Annotated in this window: 24 protein-coding genes; 16 read left to right on the plus strand and 8 right to left on the minus strand. The window is 32.3% G+C overall.

Annotated features, from left to right (window positions below):
* The coding region (locus LQ686_RS01920; protein ID WP_142397671.1) for an IS3 family transposase at positions 1–106 on the plus strand (106 nt) is incomplete at its 5' end.
* A gap of 59 nt (positions 107–165) precedes the next feature.
* Here LQ686_RS01920 and LQ686_RS01925 read toward each other — a convergent pair.
* Entirely contained in the window at positions 166–318 is a 153-nt protein-coding gene (locus LQ686_RS01925) for a DUF2197 domain-containing protein (RefSeq protein ID WP_080690503.1), read from the minus strand.
* Between the two features lie 5 nt (positions 319–323).
* Positions 324–806, minus strand: a complete 483-nt coding sequence (locus LQ686_RS01930; RefSeq protein WP_107565748.1) for a hypothetical protein — start codon at positions 804–806, stop codon at positions 324–326.
* A 142-nt stretch (positions 807–948) separates the two neighbouring features.
* Between LQ686_RS01930 and LQ686_RS01935 the strand changes: the two genes are divergently transcribed.
* From LQ686_RS01935 to LQ686_RS01945, 3 genes are all read left to right on the plus strand, one after another.
* Entirely contained in the window at positions 949–1,224 is a 276-nt protein-coding gene (locus LQ686_RS01935) for an Fpa/YlaN family protein (RefSeq protein ID WP_025904660.1), read from the plus strand.
* Between the two features lie 66 nt (positions 1,225–1,290).
* On the plus strand, positions 1,291–2,490 hold the full coding sequence (locus tag LQ686_RS01940; RefSeq protein WP_103360517.1) for an FtsW/RodA/SpoVE family cell cycle protein: 1,200 nt from the start codon (positions 1,291–1,293) through the stop codon (positions 2,488–2,490).
* A 136-nt stretch (positions 2,491–2,626) separates the two neighbouring features.
* On the plus strand, positions 2,627–6,073 hold the full coding sequence (locus LQ686_RS01945; protein ID WP_025904658.1) for a pyruvate carboxylase: 3,447 nt from the start codon (positions 2,627–2,629) through the stop codon (positions 6,071–6,073).
* A 51-nt stretch (positions 6,074–6,124) separates the two neighbouring features.
* Here LQ686_RS01945 and LQ686_RS01950 read toward each other — a convergent pair whose 3' ends face one another.
* Entirely contained in the window at positions 6,125–7,036 is a 912-nt protein-coding gene (locus tag LQ686_RS01950) for a COX15/CtaA family protein (protein ID WP_107573150.1), read from the minus strand.
* Between the two features lie 336 nt (positions 7,037–7,372).
* Between LQ686_RS01950 and cyoE the strand changes: the two genes are divergently transcribed.
* The 7 genes from cyoE (at position 7,373) to LQ686_RS01985 (ending at position 13,891) form a co-directional block, all read left to right on the plus strand.
* Positions 7,373–8,299 (plus strand): heme o synthase, encoded by a 927-nt coding sequence (gene cyoE / locus LQ686_RS01955; protein WP_025904656.1) that lies wholly within the window; start codon positions 7,373–7,375, stop codon positions 8,297–8,299.
* 38 nt (positions 8,300–8,337) lie between these two features.
* Complete coding sequence (gene coxB / locus LQ686_RS01960; RefSeq protein ID WP_025904655.1) at positions 8,338–9,405, plus strand: cytochrome c oxidase subunit II; 1,068 nt, start codon at positions 8,338–8,340, stop codon at positions 9,403–9,405.
* Between the two features lie 23 nt (positions 9,406–9,428).
* The gene (gene ctaD / locus LQ686_RS01965) at positions 9,429–11,330 is read left to right on the plus strand and encodes a cytochrome c oxidase subunit I (RefSeq protein ID WP_025904654.1); all 1,902 of its coding nucleotides are present in this window, start codon (positions 9,429–9,431) and stop codon (positions 11,328–11,330) included.
* Complete coding sequence (locus tag LQ686_RS01970; protein WP_025904653.1) at positions 11,330–11,959, plus strand: cytochrome c oxidase subunit 3; 630 nt, start codon at positions 11,330–11,332, stop codon at positions 11,957–11,959. Before ctaD ends, LQ686_RS01970 begins: the two co-directional genes overlap by 1 nt.
* Position 11,960: 1 nt before the next feature.
* Positions 11,961–12,314, plus strand: a complete 354-nt coding sequence (locus LQ686_RS01975; protein ID WP_025904652.1) for a cytochrome C oxidase subunit IV family protein — start codon at positions 11,961–11,963, stop codon at positions 12,312–12,314.
* A 150-nt stretch (positions 12,315–12,464) separates the two neighbouring features.
* Positions 12,465–13,418: a cytochrome c oxidase assembly factor CtaG gene (gene ctaG / locus LQ686_RS01980; RefSeq protein ID WP_025904651.1), complete on the plus strand. Its 954-nt coding sequence runs from the start codon at positions 12,465–12,467 to the stop codon at positions 13,416–13,418.
* An 11-nt stretch (positions 13,419–13,429) separates the two neighbouring features.
* Complete coding sequence (locus LQ686_RS01985; RefSeq protein WP_180991487.1) at positions 13,430–13,891, plus strand: DUF420 domain-containing protein; 462 nt, start codon at positions 13,430–13,432, stop codon at positions 13,889–13,891.
* Between the two features lie 51 nt (positions 13,892–13,942).
* Here LQ686_RS01985 and ytvI read toward each other — a convergent pair whose 3' ends face one another.
* Together ytvI and LQ686_RS01995 are read right to left on the minus strand one after the other, a co-directional pair.
* A complete protein-coding gene (ytvI, locus tag LQ686_RS01990) occupies positions 13,943–14,989 on the minus strand; it encodes a sporulation integral membrane protein YtvI (RefSeq protein WP_107565744.1) in 1,047 nt (348 codons plus the stop codon).
* Positions 14,990–15,069: 80 nt separating this feature from the next.
* On the minus strand, positions 15,070–15,441 hold the full coding sequence (locus tag LQ686_RS01995) for a YugN family protein (protein WP_025904648.1): 372 nt from the start codon (positions 15,439–15,441) through the stop codon (positions 15,070–15,072).
* A 168-nt stretch (positions 15,442–15,609) separates the two neighbouring features.
* Here LQ686_RS01995 and LQ686_RS02000 point away from each other — a divergent pair, with 168 nt between their 5' ends.
* Positions 15,610–16,677, plus strand: coding sequence for a CAP-associated domain-containing protein (locus LQ686_RS02000; protein WP_025904647.1), 1,068 nt, complete (start codon positions 15,610–15,612; stop codon positions 16,675–16,677).
* 14 nt (positions 16,678–16,691) lie between these two features.
* Positions 16,692–17,132, plus strand: coding sequence for a YlbF/YmcA family competence regulator (locus LQ686_RS02005; protein WP_037587470.1), 441 nt, complete (start codon positions 16,692–16,694; stop codon positions 17,130–17,132).
* Positions 17,133–17,181: 49 nt separating this feature from the next.
* Here LQ686_RS02005 and LQ686_RS02010 read toward each other — a convergent pair whose 3' ends face one another.
* Positions 17,182–18,096: a glycerophosphodiester phosphodiesterase family protein gene (locus tag LQ686_RS02010; RefSeq protein ID WP_107596705.1), complete on the minus strand. Its 915-nt coding sequence runs from the start codon at positions 18,094–18,096 to the stop codon at positions 17,182–17,184.
* Between the two features lie 158 nt (positions 18,097–18,254).
* On the opposite strand from LQ686_RS02010, the gene LQ686_RS02015 reads away from it, so the two are divergent.
* The gene (locus LQ686_RS02015; RefSeq protein ID WP_037587474.1) at positions 18,255–18,521 is read left to right on the plus strand and encodes a DUF2129 domain-containing protein; all 267 of its coding nucleotides are present in this window, start codon (positions 18,255–18,257) and stop codon (positions 18,519–18,521) included.
* Here LQ686_RS02015 and LQ686_RS02020 read toward each other — a convergent pair whose 3' ends face one another.
* Positions 18,522–18,911, minus strand: coding sequence for a DUF7147 family protein (locus tag LQ686_RS02020; RefSeq protein WP_025904643.1), 390 nt, complete (start codon positions 18,909–18,911; stop codon positions 18,522–18,524).
* A gap of 81 nt (positions 18,912–18,992) precedes the next feature.
* On the opposite strand from LQ686_RS02020, the gene rsmD reads away from it, so the two are divergent.
* On the plus strand, positions 18,993–19,547 hold the full coding sequence (rsmD, locus tag LQ686_RS02025; RefSeq protein ID WP_239733118.1) for a 16S rRNA (guanine(966)-N(2))-methyltransferase RsmD: 555 nt from the start codon (positions 18,993–18,995) through the stop codon (positions 19,545–19,547).
* Positions 19,540–20,034, plus strand: a complete 495-nt coding sequence (gene coaD / locus LQ686_RS02030; RefSeq protein WP_025904641.1) for a pantetheine-phosphate adenylyltransferase — start codon at positions 19,540–19,542, stop codon at positions 20,032–20,034. Before rsmD ends, coaD begins: the two co-directional genes overlap by 8 nt.
* Positions 20,035–20,053: 19 nt before the next feature.
* On the opposite strand, the gene LQ686_RS02035 is transcribed toward coaD, so the two are convergent.
* Positions 20,054–21,199 carry a nucleotidyltransferase gene (locus tag LQ686_RS02035; RefSeq protein WP_107596704.1) on the minus strand — a complete coding sequence of 382 codons (1,146 nt, stop codon included), beginning with the start codon at positions 21,197–21,199 and terminating at the stop codon, positions 20,054–20,056.
* Positions 21,200–21,210: the final 11 nt, after the last annotated feature.

Below are 21,210 nucleotides of genomic sequence, written 5' to 3' on the forward strand. Positions count from 1 at the left end.
TGTAATAGATATTGTCGAAAATTACATTGAAAACTATAATAAAGTTAGAATTCAACAAAAACTAGGCTACTTATCCCCTATAGAATATAGGGAATTAGCAGCCTAGAAAATAGTGTTTTTATTGAGCTTCCTTAGTAAGGGTGCAGTGCCTAAGAGCTGCCTTTTTTATTTGTATTCTGATTTAGGTTTATCAAGTCTTGCTTTACAATCATCGCACATAAATGTACGGATTGGGTGATTTCTTAATCTTTTTGCTTCTTTAGATTTAGAATCTAAATTAACGACAGAATCACAAATAATACATTTTACTTTCATAATCATGGTTAAACAACCTCTATGTCTGAAACATAACTGAATTTATTTTGGTAACCATTTTCTTGATCATAAGTAAAAGCGTCGATTTTACCATCTTTATATATCATTTTTCCTTCTTTAGAGAATTGGAAAAATAAATATGGCCATTGTTCAATTGGAATATCAATTGAATCTTGATCATTTTTTAAGACTACTTTTGTAGCGTTTTCATTTGGTTCAGCATTTTTGATAAAAGGCATCGCATTTATAACATAAGTATCTTTTAAAAATGAACGTCTTTTATAAGTTGTTTCACTATTTAATGTTGGAGGATTTGTAGCACCTTCAAGGATTGCACGGTTCCATGCAACATTATTTTCAAATTCAATTGGCTTTTCGCCATTAAAGATACCTTGCTCTAAATCTTCAATTTTTACTTTGCGATCATCAAAAATCCATGTTGTTGCATCTAACGTAATATTAAACTTCGTATTTCCTTTAATTTGTATCAATTTTTTCACTCCTATCAATCTCACAATTCAATTTTAACATATTTGTAATTAATAACCTTCTGTTTTCGCTTGCAATTTTCAGATTTGTAGTCTAAAATTTTATAAGTATAGAAACTTAAAAAAGATTAAGGGGGAGTATGTCATGCATTACGATTCAGAAATTTGTCAAAGGGCATATGACCAATTATATAACGATTCTGAAAAAATCCTTCAGTTAATAAAGGTACAAATGGACAACTTAACTATGCCACAATGTCCTTTATATGAGGAAGTTTTAGATACGCAAATGTTTGGTCTTCAAAAGGAAGTAGATTTTGCAGTACAAATTGGACTTGTTGATAGAGAAAAGGGTCAGACACTTATGGCAAGTTTAGAAAAGGAACTATCTAAATTGCATGATGCTTTCACAAATGCTTAAATTATACAAAGTCTAGAGAGGAGAAATCTTTCTTTAGACTTATTTTTTTAGAATTGGAATGAGTCGATGGAATATATTAAGAGGTTTTTCCAGTACATTAAGAATTACTCAAAATACATAGATTTCACATTGTTAATTACTTATATCATTTTATCATTCATTGGCTTAGTGATGGTATACAGCGCAAGTATGGTAGCTGCTACAAAAGGTACTTTAACAGGTGGTATCCCAGTATCGGGTACTTACTTTTTTGTGAGGCAGTTACTATATTGTATAGTTGGATTTTTTATTGTGTTTTTTATGTCGTATTTTATGCACATTAACATTTTAAAAAATAAAAGAGTACAACAAATTGTTATATTTACAATATTTGGTTTGCTCGTGTTAACTTTACTTGTTGGTACGACAATTAACGGTGCAAAAAGTTGGATTAACTTAGGTTTTATGAACTTACAAGCATCTGAAATATTGAAAGTTGCAATGATTTTATACTTATCATTCATTATTGATAAAAGACGAAATCGACTTAAACAATTTAAACTTGCACTGATGATGCCTTTATTCTTAATTGGTACTTGTATTGGATTAGTCTTATTACAAAATGATACAGGTCAAGCGTTGATACTATGTATGATCGTATTATGTATCTTCGCATATTCAGGTATTGGTATTAAAGCAATTTTAAAATGGTCTGGTCCAATTTTTGCAGGTGTTGTATTACTCATTATCTTTAGTATAGTGTTTAAAGGTGGCATTCTGTCACAACACCAAGCAGACCGATTTCATGTACTTGAAAATCCTTTCAACTACGAAAGCGGTATTGGATATCACTTAGCTAATTCATTATTAGCAATCGGTAACGGCGGTCTCTTCGGTAAAGGGCTAGGTAATGGCATAATGAAATTAGGTTATTTACCTGAACCGCATACAGACTTTATTTTTGCAGTTATTGCAGAAGAACTAGGCTTAGTCGGCGTGTTATTCATAATAGGATTACTTGGGTTCATTGTATATAAAGGTTTCTTATATGCAGCCCTTACGGATTCATATTTCTTTAAATTAGTATGTGTAGGTATTTCAAGCTATATTGGTATTCAAACTTTTGTAAACTTAGCTGGTATTTCAGGAACAATTCCTTTAACAGGTGTTCCATTGCCATTTATGACATTTGGTGGATCCTCAATGTTAAGCTTAAGTATCGCGACAGGTATACTATTATTAACGGCTAAACAGATAAGAATTGAGAGTCGTCAAAGCACGAGATAAATGCATAATTAATCAATCAAATTAATAAATTATATAAAAATTGCGGATTATAGTAGAATATAATCCGCAATTTTTATATAATGGACTAATATATTGTTTTTAGAAAATTCAAATACATTGAGGGGAGCCTCCAAATATGAGCAAAATAAATAAATTATTAGTAGCCAATCGAGGCGAAATTGCAATCAGAATTTTTAGAGCAGCAACAGAGTTAGATATTGAAACGGTAGCGATTTATTCTAATGAAGACTTAGGGGCATTGCATAGATATAAAGCAGATGAGTCTTATTTAGTAGATGAAAACCTAGGGCCAACTGAAAGTTATTTAAATATAGAAGCAATTATAAAAGTTGCCAAAAAAGCAGGCGTCGATGCGATTCACCCGGGGTATGGCTTTTTAAGTGAAAATGAAACATTCGCTAAGAGATGTGCTGAAGAAGGTATTAAATTTATCGGACCAGAACTTAAACATTTAGACATGTTTGGGGATAAGGTAAAAGCTAGAGCGACAGCTATAGCTGCAGATGTTCCAGTTATTCCAGGAACTGATGGTGCGGTTGAATCATTTGAGGAAGTAGAAGCATTTACAAAAGAACACGGTTTCCCAGTTATCATCAAAGCCATTTCAGGTGGTGGTGGTAAAGGCATGCGTATCGTCAATAATGCGAGTGAATTAGAAGATGCATACCAAAGAGCTAAATCAGAAGCTGGAAAATCTTTCGGAAATAGTGAAGTTTATGTCGAAAAATACATAGATCAACCAAAACATATTGAAGTTCAAATCATAGGTGACGAACACGGAAACTTAGTTCATTTATATGAAAGAGATTGTTCAGTACAACGTAGACATCAAAAAGTCGTTGAAGTTGCACCATCTGTTTCATTAGGTGATGAACTGAGACATCGTATTTGTAATGTCGCATTAGACTTAATGAAGAAAATCGGATATGTAAATGCAGGTACGGTTGAGTTCTTAGTATCTGGTGATGAATTCTACTTTATTGAAGTTAACCCACGTGTACAAGTAGAACATACCATTACTGAAATGGTAACAGGTATTGATATTGTTAAGACGCAAATTCTAGTTGCTGAAGGTGAATCATTATTTGGTGACAAAATTGAAATGCCACAACAAGAAGACATTACTACTTTAGGTTTCGCAATTCAAAGTCGTATCACAACTGAAGATCCATTAAATGACTTCATGCCAGATACAGGTAAAATTATTGCTTACCGTTCAAGTGGTGGTTTCGGTGTAAGACTAGATGCTGGTGATGGATTTGAAGGTGCAGAAATTTCACCTTATTACGATTCATTATTAGTGAAAGTTTCAACACATGCTATGTCATTAAGACAAGCGACTGAAAAAATGCTACGTTCTCTTAAAGAAATGAGAATAAGAGGTATTAAAACAAATATTCCATTCTTATATAATGTGGTAAATCACGAGAAGTTCGCGAAGGGTACATATACAACTAAATTCTTAGAAAACAACCCAGAACTATTTGATATTACACCGACTAGAGATAGAGGTACAAAGACGTTACAATATATCGGGAACATTTCGGTAAATGGATTCCCTGGTGTTGAAAAACGAGAAAAACCACACTTTGAAAAGTTCAAATTAGAAGAAGTATCTAATGAAGAAATTGCATCATTATCAGGTACGAAACAAATTCTAGAACAACATGGACCTGAAGGCGTAAGTAAATGGTTAAAAGAACAAGAAGAAGTATTATTGACGGATACGACGTTTAGAGATGCACATCAATCATTATTAGCAACACGTATGAGAACATACGATATGTTACAAATTGCACCTGAAACAGCTAAATATTTAAATGACGCATTTTCATTAGAAATGTGGGGCGGTGCAACATTTGATGTGGCATACAACTTCTTAAAAGAAAATCCATGGGAACGTTTAACAAGATTACGTAAAAAAATTCCAAATGTGTTATTCCAAATGTTATTAAGAGCATCAAACGCAGTTGGATATAAAAACTATCCTGATAATGTGATTGAAAAATTTGTTAAAGAAAGTGCTGAAGCTGGAATCGATGTATTTAGAATATTCGATTCATTAAACTGGTTAGATCAAATGAAAGTCGCAAATGAAGCGGTACAAAAATCAGGTAAAATTTCTGAAGGTGCAATTTGCTACACAGGCGATATCTTAAATCCTGAAAGATCTAACGTATATACTTTAGAGTATTACATTAATCTAGCTAAAGAATTACAACGTGAAGGTGTACATATTCTGGGCATTAAAGATATGGCTGGATTGTTAAAACCTAAAGCAGCTTATGAATTAATTAGTGAATTGAAGACACAAATTGATATTCCAATCCATTTACATACTCATGATACGAGCGGTAACGGATTACTTGTTTATCAAAGTGCGATTAGAGCAGGTGTCGATGTTATCGATACTGCAGTAGCAAGTATGAGTGGTACAACATCACAACCTTCAGCTAACTCTTTATACTATGCATTAAGTGGAAATGAAAGAGATGTTAGAACAAATATTGATGGTCTTGAAAGATTATCTCAATATTGGGATACAGTTAGAAACTATTATTCTGATTTTGAAAGTGATATTCGTTCTCCACATACTGAGATTTATCAACATGAGATGCCAGGTGGACAGTATTCTAACCTTGGTCAACAAGCTAAGAGTTTAGGATTAGGTGAAAGATTTAATGAAGTTAAAGACATGTATAAACGTGTTAACTTATTATTTGGAGATATCGTAAAAGTAACACCTTCTTCTAAAGTAGTTGGAGACATGGCATTATACATGGTTCAAAATGATTTAGATGAAGAAAGTGTCATTAAACGTGGACGTTCACTAGATTTCCCTGAATCAGTAGTTTCATTCTTTAAAGGTGAAATTGGTCAACCGGTAAATGGCTTTAATAAAGAATTACAAAAAGTCATCTTAAAAGGGCAACAACCAATTGAAAAACGACCAGGTGAATTATTAGAGCCTGTTGATTTTGATGCATTGCGTGAAGAGCTACAAGCTAAACAACAAGAGGAAGTAACGGAACAAGATTTAATCAGTTATGCCATTTATCCTAAAGTTTACGAACAATATATTAAGACATATGAAAGTTTCGGAAACTTATCATTGTTAGACACACCTACATTCTTATTCGGTATGAAGAAAAATGAAACGGTAGAAATAACAATTGATAAAGGTAAGATCTTAATCGTTAAATTACTTTCTATTGGTCATGTATACGAAGATGGTCATCGTTGGGTATACTATGAGTTGAATGGTCAGCCTAGAAAAGTATACGTTAAAGATGAACATGTTAAAGTATCTGAGGCAGTACTACAAAAAGCAGATTTAAGTAATGAATCTCATATCGGTGCTCAAATGCCTGGTACAATTTCAGAAGTGAAAGTAAAACAAGGTGATGAAGTGAAACAAGGTGATGCACTTATCATTACTGAAGCAATGAAAATGGAAACTACAATACAAGCACCATTTGATGGAACGGTAAGCAATATTTACGTTTCAGCTGGTGACAGTATTCAAACACAAGATTTGATTATTACAATCGATAAAGCATAATAAAATAAAAGCCGCTTAAATCAATTGATGATTTAAGCGGCTTTTTGTAAGTTAACTTCGACGTTTAGAACGTGATATTAGCATAATAAAGTAACATAATAATCCGAATAACATTGTTATAAATAATGCGTGGAAGAGTGCGATAAATAAATTAACACGTGTGATAACTGATAAAGCACCTGTTGTTACTTGTAAACAAACTAGTACAAAAGCTAATGTCCAACCGTATTTAATAACGCGGTATTGTGTATAATTTTTGAAAGCATGAATGAATATATATAATATCCAAATAAATATGATGAAAGCTAAAGTTCTATGTGACATTTGAACCCATTCATAAAAGTTTTGAGGTAGTCCGACTTCACCGTTTCTACATAATGGCCAACTTAAACATGCTAAACTTGCATCTGCATGTCTTACAAGTGCGCCTGAATAAATCACAAAATATATAAATAATGTAACAGCATAAGTGTGGAAATTTAAGTGTTTATCTATTATTAAGCTTGTAGCTTCGAATTTTTGATCAACTTCATAAATAATTAATGTTAATAATAAAACTGATGCGAAGCTAATAAGTGATATTCCGAAATGTAGAGATAAAATAAAATCATTTTGTTGCCAAATTACAGCAGCTGCACCAATTAAAGCTTGTGCAAAAATAAATGCAATACTTGTAATACAAAGTGGTTTAACTTCTCTAATATGACCAAGTTTGACCCAACTTATATAAGTAAGTAGACAAACAAGAATAAGTGCTAATCCAGATACGCCTCTATGTGCTAATTCTATAATCGTTTCAACTGGCCAATCTGCAGGTATAACAGAGCCATGACATAATGGCCAAGAGTTTCCGCAACCATCAGCGGAGCCAGTCTTAGTAACTAATGCGCCACCTAATTGGACAAAGAGCATCACAATTGTCGTTATAGTAGATAGCCATTTTAAAAATTTATCACTAAACAATTCGAACACCTCAAGTAAAATTAAAATTGATATTTATAGTACTATAAAATGAGTTTTATTCTAAAATAAACCTTATTTATATGTCAAAATATGATAGAATTTAAGAGAACAACGTATTAACAACTATTCTTACTTTAATACGATTCTAATTTAAACACTAATATATATAGTATAACAATGAATGTGCATTGTAAATGTTACACAATAATGACTTTTTATGCGAACAAAGTATAAGTAATAAAATGTCAAAATTTTGTTTCAAAAATGTATAGATTATGTGACAATTTTCATATATCATTGAGTTATATGTGAAAGATAATGGAAGGAGGGACAAAATTGCAACAAAATCAATATAGTGTGACTTCTGAGAAAGAAATAGAAACTGGACGTCTCACTTTGTATGAAATTAAAGCCATCATTAAAATGGGTCTTGTTCAAGGAAATCTGATTCCAACATTTGCGGGTGCGTGGCTTGCAATAGTATTTGGTGGATTTAACTTCTTCCACAGTTTACCGGTTGTTCTATTAATGATGGTAGGATCAACCCTAATTATGGGCGGAGCATGTGCTATAAACAATTATTACGATCAAGATATCGATTCTATCATGCCTTCAAAACAAAAGAGACCTACAGTAAATGGACGTATTAGTAATCGCCACTTAATACAATTAAGTTTCGGATTAATGGTTGTGGGTGAAATTTTATTATTCATGATAAATATTCCAACTGGCATAATTGGATTACTTGGTATATTTGGATATGTAGTACTGTACTCAATATGGTCAAAAAGACATACCGTTTGGAATACAGTTGTAGGAAGTTTTCCAGGTGCAATACCGCCGTTAATCGGTTGGGCGAGTATTGATCCATCATTAAGCCCATTAGCATGGACACTATTCTTAGTGTTATTTGCATGGCAACCTGCTCATTTTTATGCTTTAGCTTATCGTCGTAAAGATGAATATGCCTTAGCTAATATACCAATGTTACCGTCAGTTAAAAGCTTCAATAGAACGCGTTTAAGTATGTTGTTTTGGGTAGTTCTATTATTACCGATACCGTTCTTAATGACGCAACTTGGTACAGTGTTTATCGTTATTGCAACACTGCTCAACTTAGCATGGATGTTATTAGCTTTATATGGATTTAAAAAAGAAATAAACAAATCAAAATGGGCTACGAGTATGTTTGTTTTTTCTTTAAATTATCTTGTTATTTTCTTTGTCATGACAGTTATCGTAACTGTTATACAATTAATATAATTAATTATGAATGAATGCATGAAAGAGGGGTTAAACGAATGAAGACACGTTTAAAAAACACGAAAATGTTCGGTTTGCTTGCTACTTTGCTGTTTGTATTAGCAGGTTGTGGACAAAAACATTTATCAGTACTTCACCCAGCTGGTGAAGTTGCTGATAAACAATTCTTTTTACTAATGCTTTCAATAGGCATTATGTTGCTAGTTATTATTGTAGTTGTTGTTATATTCTTATTTGCAATGATTAAATTCCGTCGTAAAAAATTAGGTGAAGATTATGTACCTAAAGACGTTGAAGGAAATCATAAATTAGAATTGGTTTGGACAATCATCCCAATCATTTTACTTATTATTCTAGCAATTCCTACTGTGATGCTTACGTTCTCACTTGGAGATACGAAAGCAATCGACAAAGTAGATGAAAAAGGTAAAAGTAAAGAACTTGTTATTGATGTAACTGCTAACCTTTATTGGTGGGAGTTTAGTTATCCAAATGAAAAAATTGTTACCAGCCAAGAACTGGTTGTACCAACAGATAAGAAAGTTTACTTCAGATTACATTCAGCTGATGTTAAACACTCATTCTGGGTACCAGCAGTTGGAGGAAAATTGGATACTAACGTAGAAGGTATTAATAAATTCTACTTAAAATTCGATGATAAAAGAGCTAAAGAAGTCAAAAATCTATTCTATGGTAAGTGTGCTGAGTTATGTGGACCATCACATGCTTTAATGGACTTTAAAGTGAAAGCCCTACCACAAGATGATTTTGATAAATGGGTTAAAGATATGAAAGACGTTAAAAAACCTGTAGCCGCTACTTCTAGCCAAGCTAAAGAAGGTGAAAAGGTATTTAACAAATCATGTGCAGGATGTCACGCTGTTACACCAACTGGAGATGGCGCTAAAGGCCCTAACTTAACTAACTTTGGTGATCGTGATTTAATTGCAGGTTACTTAAAACATGATGAAGAAAATCTTAAAAAATGGATTAAAGACCCAGAAAGCGTTAAACCTGGTAATAAGATGACTGGTCAATATAAAGTTTCTGATGAAGACATTGACGCTTTATCTGCCTACTTAATGGAAAGAAAAGTTGATAAGTAAGAATTGAAAGGGAGGTTACTCTAGTGTCTACTCAAAGTAAAAAGGGGTTTGGATCGACTATTTGGGACTATTTAACAACAGTCGACCACAAAAAAATTGCTATTTTGTATTTAATTGCTGGGGGATTATTCTTTGCTATCGGTGGTATCGAAGCAATGTTAATTCGTATCCAGTTAGCAGTTCCAGAAAACGACTTTGTTACAGCTGGACTGTTTAATGAAATTATCACAATGCATGGTACAACAATGATATTCTTAGCCGCAATGCCTTTACTATTCGGTTATATGAACGCAGTTGTTCCATTACAAATTGGTGCACGAGATGTTGCATTTCCATTCTTAAATGCATTAGGTTTCTGGTTATTCTTCTTCGGTGGAATATTCTTAAACTTATCATGGATTTTGGGTGGAGCACCTAACGCAGGTTGGACATCTTATGCAAGTTTATCTTTAGAATCGGCAGGGCATGGTATTAACTTCTATGCTCTAGGGTTACAAATCTCTGGTGCTGGTACATTAATTGCTGGTATTAACTTTGTAGCTACAATCGTTAACATGAGAGCACCTGGTATGACGTATATGCGTATGCCATTAATGACTTGGACAACATTTGTTGCTTCTACATTAATCGTATTTGCATTCCCACCATTAACTATCGGTATTTTCTTATTAATATTCGATAGAATGTTTGGTACATCATTCTTTGTTGCATCTCAAGGTGGTAACACAATTATTTGGGAACATTTATTCTGGATCTTTGGACACCCAGAAGTTTACATTTTAGTATTACCAGCGTTTGGTATATTCTCTGAAATTATACCTGTATTTGCTAGAAAACGTTTATTCGGTTATTCAGCGATGGTATTCGCTACAGTATTAATCGGATTCTTAGGATTCATGGTTTGGGCTCACCACATGTTCACTGTAGGTTTAGGTCCAGTAGCTAACGCAATATTCGCTGTTGCAACAATGGCAATTGCTGTTCCAACCGGTGTTAAAATATTCAACTGGTTGCTGACTGTATGGGGCGGTAGCGTTGAATTCACAACACCTATGTTATATGCGTTATTCTTTATTCCATCATTCGTTATGGGTGGGGTAACAGGTGTTATGCAAGCATCAGCACCAGCTGACTATCAATTACATGACTCATACTTTATCGTTGCTCACTTCCACTACGTAATTGTTGGTGGTGTAGTATTCGCATTATTAGCTGGTTTACATTATTGGTTCCCGCTAATAGCTGGTAAAATGTTAAGTGAAAAATTAGGTAAAGTAACATTCTGGTTATTCTTTATTGGTTTCCATTTAACATTCTTAATTCAACATTTCTTAGGACTATGGGGTATGCCACGTCGAGTATTTACATACTTACCTGGTCAAGGGTATGACATACCAAACTTAGTATCAACAATTGGTGCGCTATTCATGGCAGTAGCTGTTATTACTGAAGTAATCAATGTAATCATGACATTAGCTAAAGGTGAAAAAGTTGGAAAAGATGCTTGGGGAGACGGTCGTACATTAGAATGGGCGTTACCAGTACCAACACCTCATTATAACTTTGCACAAACACCATTAGTTCGTGGATTAGATGCATTATGGATTGAAAAAACTCAAGGTGACGGAAAAATTCTTCCAGCTGAATCTTTAGATGAGATTCATATGCCTAATAATTCATTTATTCCATTTATGCAAGCATTCGGTTTATTCGTAGCTGCATTCGGTGCTTTATACTTTGCAGATGGTAAAGAATGGGCTTTAGATGCAGTTAAAGATTTACATGAAAAACCATGGGCAGTATACGTATTGATTCTTGGTTTAGGTATTACTGCAGGAAGTATGATTGTAAGATCACTTAAAGATGATCACGGTCATCATATTTCTAAAGAAGAGTTATTAGAGTATGAAAGGGGTGAGCGTTAATGTCACATGAAGAAGCAAAATTTACAGCTGACAATTGGCCAAACCATCCTGAAACAGCATCTATGGAAGGCAAGAACAAACTCGTAGGATTTTGGGTGTTCTTAGGTGGAGAGGTTGCATTATTCGCATCACTATTCGCTACTTACTTAGCACTAAAAGATGCTGTACCAAGTGAAGATCATTTATTAGCTAAAGATTTATTCCATTTACCATTAGCGTTCGTAATGACGATGTTATTATTAACATCATCTCTAACAAGTGTGTATGCTTTATATCATATGCGTAATTTCAATGCTAAAGGATTATTCCTTTGGATTGGTATTACAATATTGTTAGGATTAGGATTCTTAGGATTAGAAATTTATGAATTCGTTGAGTATGTACATCAAGGTCATACATTCCGTTCAAGTGCATTCGGTAGTGCCTTCTACTTCTTAGTAGGAACACACGGATTCCACGTACTTATAGGTTTAGTATGGTTAACATTACTCATCTTCCGTAATAGAGCTAGAGGATTAAGTATTTATAATGCACATAAATTTAATACTGCTGCTTTATATTGGCACTTCATTGACGTTGTATGGGTGTTTATCTTTACAGTAGTATACTTGATGGGAGCGTTAGGATAATATGAGTCAACAATTAAATCATGACGCACAAGCACTTAGAGATTATAAGAAGCGTAAAAGTACAAAAGAAATGCGTATGCAAGTTACAAACTTCGCTATTATGATTTTTGTTACTTTTATTGCTTTCGCATTAGTTGCTGCTGAACTTCCTAAAGAGTTCGTTATACCGGTTATTTTAGGATTAGCAGTACTACAAGTTGTATTACAATTCTATTATTTCATGCATATGAAAGCTGAAAAGCATGGTATATCAAAATTATTTATGATTACGGGTGTATTCTTCGGATTATCGTTCGTTGTAACATTTATTTACATCGTATGGTTAGGCGATCCATTATTCGTAAAAACAAAATAATTTATAAAAGACTCGAGAACTTTGTTATATAAGTTCTCGAGTCTTTTTATTTGGTCATATCATTGTCATAACTATTTACATTGTTGGGTTGTTTAACGGTTCATTAAATTTTATAATAAAAGTAATGACTAAGTGGGGAAGTGTAAAGAGATGGGTAACTTAACCTCAATATCTATATTCGGTTTTTGGGCAAACTGGACGCCATTCTTCTTTGTAGGCGTATTATGTGTAATTATCTTATACTTTTTGATTTGTGGAAAATGGTATAAAGATATACCAGGTGGAAGACCTTTAAGAAAAGGTGAAGCGACACTTTTCGTTATCTTAATGTTAACGATATACTTTTTAGAAGGTGGACCTATTGATCTGCTTTCACATATCATATTTAGTTTCCATATGTTGCAAATGGCTTTATTATTTTTAATTGTAGTTCCATTGCTGTATTTTGCTATCCCAGAATACATCATCAAATATGTGGAAGAACTACCTGTAATTAATAAGATTGTTAAATTATTTACAAAGCCGATATTAGCAATTTTTCTTTTTAACGGTTTATTCTCTGTATATCATATACCACTTGTGTTAGATACATTAAAACAAGATCTAGTTTTGCATGAGTTATATACGATTATTCTATTCATAAGTGCATGGTTTATGTGGCATCCAATATTTAACAAACATATTCCTGAAGAACTGCACATGAGTAACATTAAGAAAATCTTATATATCTTCTTTATCGGTGTGTTGTTAACACCTTCATGTGGACTTATCATATTTAGTGGAACTGCAATGTATGAAACATACACGTCAGGTAAAGCATGGCTTGGTGCGATGACTTTATGTGTACCAGCTGATACGTTAAATACAGTCGTCCAAGGAACAGGATTATCTGGTCCAGAATACTTCACGAATTTCACACCATTAGAAGATCAGCAAACAGGTGGCGTCATCATGAAAGTTATGCAAGAAATCGTGTTTGGTATTTATTTATATATCATTTTCATGAGATGGTTTAGATATGAGAGAAAAAATGAAAAGCAAATCACTGAAGATAGCTTGAGAAAATTACAAGAGCAAAAAGCATTATATAATCAATTTAGATAGGATGTATGAAAATGAATTTACCAATTTTACCGACAATAAGTACAACTTTCATCGTATTAAGCGCAATTTTAGTTGCTATCGGATGGTACTTTATTGCACAACGAAAAATTGAAACACATAAAAAATTTATGATATCTGCTGCAGTTTCTGCAGTCGTATTCTTTACCATTTATGCTAGTAGAACAGTATTTATTGGAAATACTTCATTTGGTGGACCGGATAATATCAAAATTTATTATACAATTTTCTTGATTTTCCATATAACACTAGCGACTGTCGGGGCAGTGATGGGGATCTATACGATTTATTTAGGTTGGACTAACAAACTGGATAGACACCGTAAATTTGGGCCAGTAACATCTATTATTTGGTTCTGTACAGCTATTACAGGTGTTGCCGTTTATTTATTATTATATGTGTTCTATCATGGTGGTGATACAACATCTATGATAAAAGCAATTTTAGGACATTAAATTAAAACCTCTCAATCCGTTTATAATGGGTTGAGAGGTTTTTTGCATATATTATATTTTAAAGTCTGTTTTTATAAGACCAGATTCTAGTATTGTTTTGATAACGATTAAGAATAATGGTCCAATAAAGAATCCAATAAAGCCTAGTAATTTTAAACCGATAAACATGGATATTAAAGTAGGTAGTGGAGATAAACCAACACCTGTACCGAATATTTTAGGTTCTAATATTTTTCTTTGAACGAGTAAAATAACAGATAGTATAATCAGCTGAATACCGAGCGTTGGGTCTCCAACTATGTAAGCATAAATTGCCCACGGAATTGTAAAACCTGTTGCACCAATAATCGGTAAGATATCTATAAACCATATAAATAAACTGATAATAAACGCTGAATCTACACCAATGATTAGTAGACCGACGTATGTAAATAACCAAGTAATAAAGCTTAATACGACGGTAGCAGATATCATACCAATAATAGAATGACCTATTTTATTGTATATTTTATAAACTTCATGATAAGTCGATGGATATAGATGTTGTTTAATAAATTTATGAATATTTGGTATTTCTAGCATAAATAAGAACAATGCTACAAGAAACACAACAAGACTAATAATGAAACCAGGTAAAGAAGATACAACTTCTGTTATATTTTCAACGCTTAAATAATTTGCAATTGAATCTCTCAATGAAGCAACGAAATTTTGCAGTTCTTTGTTGATAGTAACTGCCATTTCATCCGGTAAAATAGCTTTCATTTTGTCATTGTATTGTTCAATTACAGTGATGAGTATATTAATTTTATTAGGCAAATCTTTAATAAATAGCACAATCTGGTCTATTAATTTTGTTAAAAATAAAAATATAACAAATCCTGTTATCGTAAGGAGTAACGTATAAATAATCGTTACGCTCCATTTCCGGCTTTTAATTTTATGTGTAAGTTTATTAACGAGCGGATTGAGTGCTAATGCGATAACAAGTGCTGTTATTAAAGGTATTGATATCGGTAAAATGAAATAAATAAATAGAATAGATAAAACTATAATGATAAATATGCTTATGTTTCGTTTGTTTATCCATCTTTTCATAATGATGACCTCTTTGCTCATTTATATATAAATAAAGAGACGTGAAATATCACGTCTCTACTCTGTTAGTATTATTTTAATTAATGCGCACCTAATGTATTTAATGCATTAATATCTGATGTGATACGTTCAATTAATAAGTTACAATGTGCAACTAAATTATCTGGGTAAACTTCATCATCTCCGTATTCTACACCTGTTGGATAGTAGTGTTTACCGAGATATGGATCCATTAATTGAATTGTTGCGTTATTGGCACCAATGTCCCCTTTAAGTGCATAACCTGGAATTCTTAGGTAATAGACGCCTTCACTTATTTCATATTTAAAATCATAAGTAATACGTTCATAATCCCAATGTCCTCCAGCAATAAAACCATGTTTATTCATAACATCTTTTAATAGCTCTTGTTCAATGATAACCTTTTCAAGACCTGTATTATCAAATACCATGTATTTTTCCTCCCTCTAAGTACCTTTAAGTTTATTTTATGATAAAAGCGCCAATGTTGCAATGTACATTTATATTTAACAAATATGACAACATTTCGATTGATTTAGGTAAATGTTTTCCTGTAAAATGATATAATTGAATATAGGAATAAATGAGGAGGTAAATAGTTGAAAAATATTATCATAAAAGTTGTAGCAATAACTATTTTAATCATTGTACTCTTTTATTTATTCTATTCACCTAAATTAGAATTTGATGTTTTAAAGAATCCTAACTACTCTCATGATAAAGCAAATGAGAATTATTATGAGCAACAAGCCGAGAAATCAACTGGCAATGCAAAGTTGAAAGAAGGCGTAGGTACATATGTCTATAAAAATATTAAAGAAGTCATAAATGATTTAGGACAACCAGATAGGGTATATAAGGCAGAGCACGGTAGAAAGAATTATGTCTTTAAAAATAAAGAGCATTATTATTTAATATCTACTAAAAATGATAAAGTCTCTTCAGTATTTGCTACAGGAAATAAAGTGAATGTTTCACCAATTAAAATGAAACAAGATGCAACAAAGCTTTTTAATGGTACAAATATAGATATGGAACCAGTTGTTGAAAGTACATATGGTAAATATCAATTAGAATTATCTGAACGTGATATCAAGACACAATTATTGATTAAATATGGCAATGTTTATACACAAGTCTTAATTGATAGTGAAACAAATGAAGTGATGGGCGTACAGTTTATGGATTCAGATGTTGTCATTGAAAATGCACCTTTTTCAATGTCTAAAATAAAAGGTGATAAAGAGCACAAACTAAAGAGAACAGACAAACAAGACTTCCAAGCTCATATAAATAAAGATTTATCACTTCTTGAAATCGTAAATGAAATTAGAGAAATGAAAGATGTCAAACCATTACAGATTAATGATCAACTTACGTATATAACACAAATGGAAGCAGATTTAATTGAAGATGATATAGATGAAGAAGAGGCAGTTAAATCCCTAGAAGACGGCATCACAAAACATATCAATAATCAAAAAATTGAATATGAATCTATTAACCAAAATTTAGCTTACAATTTCTATGATGTACCAACACTTATCAATAGCTGGTTAAACAACAATACTTATAGAGAAAAGTTATTAGGTAGTCAATATGATGAATTTGGTGCTGGTAATTCTCGCGAATACTATTCACTTGTTTTTAAAGAAAATAAAGAATAAGGGGGAATCATATTATGTTTACTGCAGAAACAGTTGATATACTTGATCAATCAGATGAACTAAGCGCATGTATTAAAGATTCATATATTTATCAAGAATATATCGAAGCAAAACATCAACTGGAAACAAATTTTGAAGTTAAAATATTAAGACAAAAATTTGATCAAATAAAATCACATTATGATGATTGTTTAAGATTTGGCAGATATCATCCTGATTACAGTAGAGTCATGAAAGAAACAAGACAACAAAAGAGGGCATATGAAATGCATCCAGTTGTTTCTGAATTTAAGACTAAAGAAACTGCATTACAAGATTTATTAGATGAAGTGATTAGCATTGTTTCTTATTCAGTCTCCAGCAATGTTAAAGTGGATACGGGTAATCCATTCTTTAGTAGTGAGTCACATGGTGGCGGTTGTTCTACTGGTGGTTCTTGTGGATGTTCAACATAACATAAAAAAGCTTTCCATTTGTCATTTGACAGATGGAAAGCTTTTTAAATTAGTATTGTTTTTTTATTAAGAAGTGCGCAGTATCTGGGCGATCGGTTACAATCGTATGTGCGCCTTTTTGGATTAAATCATCCATTGTATCGATTTGATTTACAACCCAATAAGCAACAGATATATTGAGTGATGTTAAAAATTGAATGAAACCTTCTGAGTCTAAAGGAAGGCCTTTAGCTTGTGTTGGTATTTGGAATGTATCAGATTTAGGTTGATACGTATGACCATATCCTGATTGGTAAGCTAAGAACGCTTTAGCCACTTCGCTTTGACCTGTACCTAATGCAATGGAATCTTGAGCATATAAATTAAAGCGATCAATTTGTTTATCATAGAAACTCGTAATATTAACGCGATCTTCAGCTTTAAGGTCTGTAATTAAACGATATAAGTGTGATGGTGCTAAACTACCACTATATGACTCAGGGTGGTCTTTAATATCTATATTTACTAAGACATCTGGATATTCAGTTAATAACTCTTTTAAAGTGACGATTTTAGCTTTTGCATCTCCTCTATAAGGATGCTCGTTATTAATATCTTTGAAGTGGTATCCGAAATCTAATTGGCGAAGTTCTTCTAATGTATGATCACCTACATAGCCTGAACCGTTACTTGTACGATCAACAGTGTCATCATGTGTTACGACAAGTACTTCATCTTTAGTAAGTCGAACGTCTACTTCAAATCCAGTTACTTCGTATTTGAGTGCATGATCAAAAGCTAAGCGTGTATGTTCTGGTCTTAACGCCATGCCTCCACGATGAGCGAATACATAAGGAGCTGGTTGTGTAAAGAATGGTTTAATTGTACGTGGTTTAACGTTTGATGTTGCTTTTGTCACAATCCAAGAACCCGCAACAATGCCTCCGATAAGACCTGTTGTTTTTAATAAATTAATTTTTGACATGTTATCCTATCCTTTCGAAATGCAAATAAAGACTTATATATATTCTATCAAATTGATTTAAGATAAGAAAGCAAGTCACATACGCTTGAAGTTATCTTCTTTCATCATTTTATAGAAAGTGCTAATATAAAAATAAAAAGCGTTAGGAGGTTATTTTGATGGAATTAGTAGAACGAATCAGTATTGTCGTATATTTAAAGAATATGAAACACGAACGACAATTACGCAAGTTTGGTAATATATACTTTGCACATAGAAAAGAACAATACGTCATGTTATATACAAATGAAGATAAAATAGACGATACTGTTCAACATTTAATGAAACTAAAATATGTTAAAGATGTAAAAGTTTCACCATTTAAATATGTTAAAAGAGATTACTCTAATTCAAATACGGACAAAAAAGAGTATTTAAACTTTTAACTACTGAAGCGGTGGCAAGTATCTTTCAAGTCTTAATACACCTTTTAAATAGGCGAAGTAAAGTTCATCTTCAGCGAAATCAGCACGTGATTTAACATCAAGACCTTTAACTTGTATGTGATATGCATTAGCCCATTCATTGATTAAATCGAATTTCTTATTTGAATCAGGGTACGGATATTTAATACCTTCCATTATCATGTAAATCGCTTGGAAATGTTGACCTTTAGTAGGCTTCATAATGATACAAGCTGAAGATAGTTTCTCCTTAGATAATGGTGTATGTAACATAATAATGTCGGAAATACGTTCATGGTTATATTCGATTAACGTTTGAAATTCAAATAAATCAGTTAGACCATGACCGATGACGATAAATGATTGTTTCATTTTTATAAACCTCGTTTTCGTTTAAATACTATAAGGATAAGTATAAATAATAATTAATAATAAAGAAAGTGATGATTAACATTGAGAGTAATAGGTGGAAAATACAAGAGACTTCATATAAAAACAATAGATGGTCAATCAACGAGACCGACAACAGATAAAGTGAAAGAGAATATCTTTAATGGCCTTCAAGATTTAGAAGGTATCGGGTTAGATTTATTTGCAGGTAGCGGTGGACTTGGTATCGAAGGATTATCTAGAGGTTTAGATAAAGTGATTTTTGTGGACGGTAATTTCAAAGCAACTAAAATGATAAAAGAAAATTTAAACACATTACATATACCTGAAACTCAATACGTAGTTTATAAAAATGATGCAATTAGAGCGTTAAAAGCTTTAAATAAACGCGATATTAAGTTTGATTATATATTTCTAGATCCACCTTATAGAAAATCGCTTATTGATCAATCATTAGAAAAAATTCAAGCGTTTGACTTATTAAATGTAAATGGTACAATAATTTGCGAATTTGATAAAAGTGAAGACATAGATACGGGTGCGTTCAAAGTTCTCAAAAAGTATGAATATGGACTGACGCATGTTATGTTGCTAACAAAAGGAGAAGACAATGACTAAGAGAATAGCAGTTGTTCCAGGTAGCTTTGATCCAATAACATTAGGACATATTGATATTATTAAGCGTAGTGCTAAAATATTTGATGAGATTCATGTTTCTGTATTGAAAAACAGTTCTAAAAAAGGGTTATTTAGTACTGAAGAGCGTGTTGAATTAATTAAAGAAGCGGTACAAGATGTACCAAACATAGTGGTTCATTCATTTCATGGTTTACTTGTAGACTTTTGTAAAGAAATAAATGCTAACACGATTGTAAGAGGATTAAGAGCTGTTAGCGACTTTGAGTATGAAATGCAATTGACATCTATGAATAAAAAATTAGATGATGACATTGAAACATTATATATGATGACAAATAATCATTATTCATTTATAAGTTCAAGTGTTGTGAAAGAAGTTGCACAATTTGACGGCGATATTTCGGAATTTGTTCCTGAAAATGTGAATAAAGCACTGAAAGAAAAAATTAAAAATAAAGAGTCATAATAAAAAACGCATGCATATGTCATGCGTTTTTTATTATGACTGGTTTATTAAAATCAGTATCAGAATCACCTGAAATATATTGATATAAATCTGTTGCTTTAATTTCATTAGTGAAGTGAGTTGCTGTTTGTTTATTAACATTTGTAACGATAGGTAATGGACATGATTCTTTAATAGATTTTAAATATGCTTGTCCTTTTTTAGACATTGCAAGTACACGTATGGCAGTTGGATTATATTCAGAAACTTGTTCGTTCGTAACATTTAATAAAATTGCGGTTAACAAGCGTTGTATTCTTGTCCACGTATATCTCTTAGATTTGAGCTTTTGTACAAACATTTCAAAGTTCGTACTATCTTTAATTTCTTTTTTAACTTTATATTCTAATCCTTCAGTCATCATATATATGTCTCGCAATTCTTCATGGGTAGCTCTTAATATTGTCCATTTTAATAATGGGAAAAAGTGATCCCAGTTAACTGCATGAGCGTGTTTTAATATATTTGAACTTGTTGTCGGTAAACTTAATTGATATGTATCGTCCTGTCTGAAATAGGCGTTACGTATAGAAGTTGCACTTGAAATGTGTGTTGTTTCGTTTAAATGAGCATCTAAATACATATTATCTATTCTTTGAATCGTTGTTGGTTCTATTGCTAAGTTATGCTGCATAATATGTTTCACATATTCAATTGCGAGTAAATTATTTGAACCTTTAAGCATTTGATTATGAGGTATTAATTCTGAAATAATTCTCGGGTGTGATTTACCTTCTTTCAGCATTTGTTTGTATTTTTCACTTTTAGATACTTGTTCTATTTCTTTAATGACATGTTTAATATCGTCAATATTTCCAGATTCGCTTCCGAAAGATAATGTGTCACATCCAAGTTGTTCTGCTATTTGAACGCTGCCTTTAGCAAATAAATCACCAGATGATATGGCATATACAAGTGGTAATTCAATGACTAAATCTACATATTGAATGGCCATTTCGGCACGCTTAAACTTACTTAAAATTGCTGGTTCTCCACGCATTGTAAAAGAACCACTCATAATAGAAATAGCAACATCACTTTCTGTTAATTTTCTAGAAGATTCTGCGTGATATACATGCCCATTATGAAATGGATTATATTCTGTTATTAAAGCAACACTTTTCATTTGCATTTCCT

The sequence above is a fragment of the Mammaliicoccus sp. J-M41 genome (assembly GCF_022385935.1).
Taxonomy (GTDB): Bacteria; Bacillota; Bacilli; order Staphylococcales; family Staphylococcaceae; genus Mammaliicoccus; species Mammaliicoccus sciuri_A.

Excerpts from the sequence above, each read along its gene's own strand:
- LQ686_RS02005 (WP_037587470.1), top strand. The coding sequence starts at position 16,692 with ATGTTTACTGCAGAAACAGTTGATATACTTGATCAATCAGATGAACTA.
- coaD (WP_025904641.1), top strand. The coding sequence starts at position 19,540 with ATGACTAAGAGAATAGCAGTTGTTCCAGGTAGCTTTGATCCAATAACA.
- LQ686_RS02035 (WP_107596704.1), bottom strand. The coding sequence starts at position 21,199 with ATGAAAAGTGTTGCTTTAATAACAGAATATAATCCATTTCATAATGGG.
- ytvI (WP_107565744.1), bottom strand. The coding sequence starts at position 14,989 with ATGAAAAGATGGATAAACAAACGAAACATAAGCATATTTATCATTATA.
- LQ686_RS01985 (WP_180991487.1), top strand. The coding sequence starts at position 13,430 with ATGAATTTACCAATTTTACCGACAATAAGTACAACTTTCATCGTATTA.
- LQ686_RS02010 (WP_107596705.1), bottom strand. The coding sequence starts at position 18,096 with ATGTCAAAAATTAATTTATTAAAAACAACAGGTCTTATCGGAGGCATT.
- coxB (WP_025904655.1), top strand. The coding sequence starts at position 8,338 with ATGAAGACACGTTTAAAAAACACGAAAATGTTCGGTTTGCTTGCTACT.
- LQ686_RS01940 (WP_103360517.1), top strand. The coding sequence starts at position 1,291 with ATGGAATATATTAAGAGGTTTTTCCAGTACATTAAGAATTACTCAAAA.
- LQ686_RS01995 (WP_025904648.1), bottom strand. The coding sequence starts at position 15,441 with ATGGTATTTGATAATACAGGTCTTGAAAAGGTTATCATTGAACAAGAG.
- LQ686_RS01975 (WP_025904652.1), top strand. The coding sequence starts at position 11,961 with ATGAGTCAACAATTAAATCATGACGCACAAGCACTTAGAGATTATAAG.
- LQ686_RS02015 (WP_037587474.1), top strand. The coding sequence starts at position 18,255 with ATGGAATTAGTAGAACGAATCAGTATTGTCGTATATTTAAAGAATATG.
- LQ686_RS01970 (WP_025904653.1), top strand. The coding sequence starts at position 11,330 with ATGTCACATGAAGAAGCAAAATTTACAGCTGACAATTGGCCAAACCAT.
- ctaG (WP_025904651.1), top strand. The coding sequence starts at position 12,465 with ATGGGTAACTTAACCTCAATATCTATATTCGGTTTTTGGGCAAACTGG.
- LQ686_RS01945 (WP_025904658.1), top strand. The coding sequence starts at position 2,627 with ATGAGCAAAATAAATAAATTATTAGTAGCCAATCGAGGCGAAATTGCA.
- LQ686_RS01935 (WP_025904660.1), top strand. The coding sequence starts at position 949 with ATGCATTACGATTCAGAAATTTGTCAAAGGGCATATGACCAATTATAT.
- LQ686_RS02020 (WP_025904643.1), bottom strand. The coding sequence starts at position 18,911 with ATGAAACAATCATTTATCGTCATCGGTCATGGTCTAACTGATTTATTT.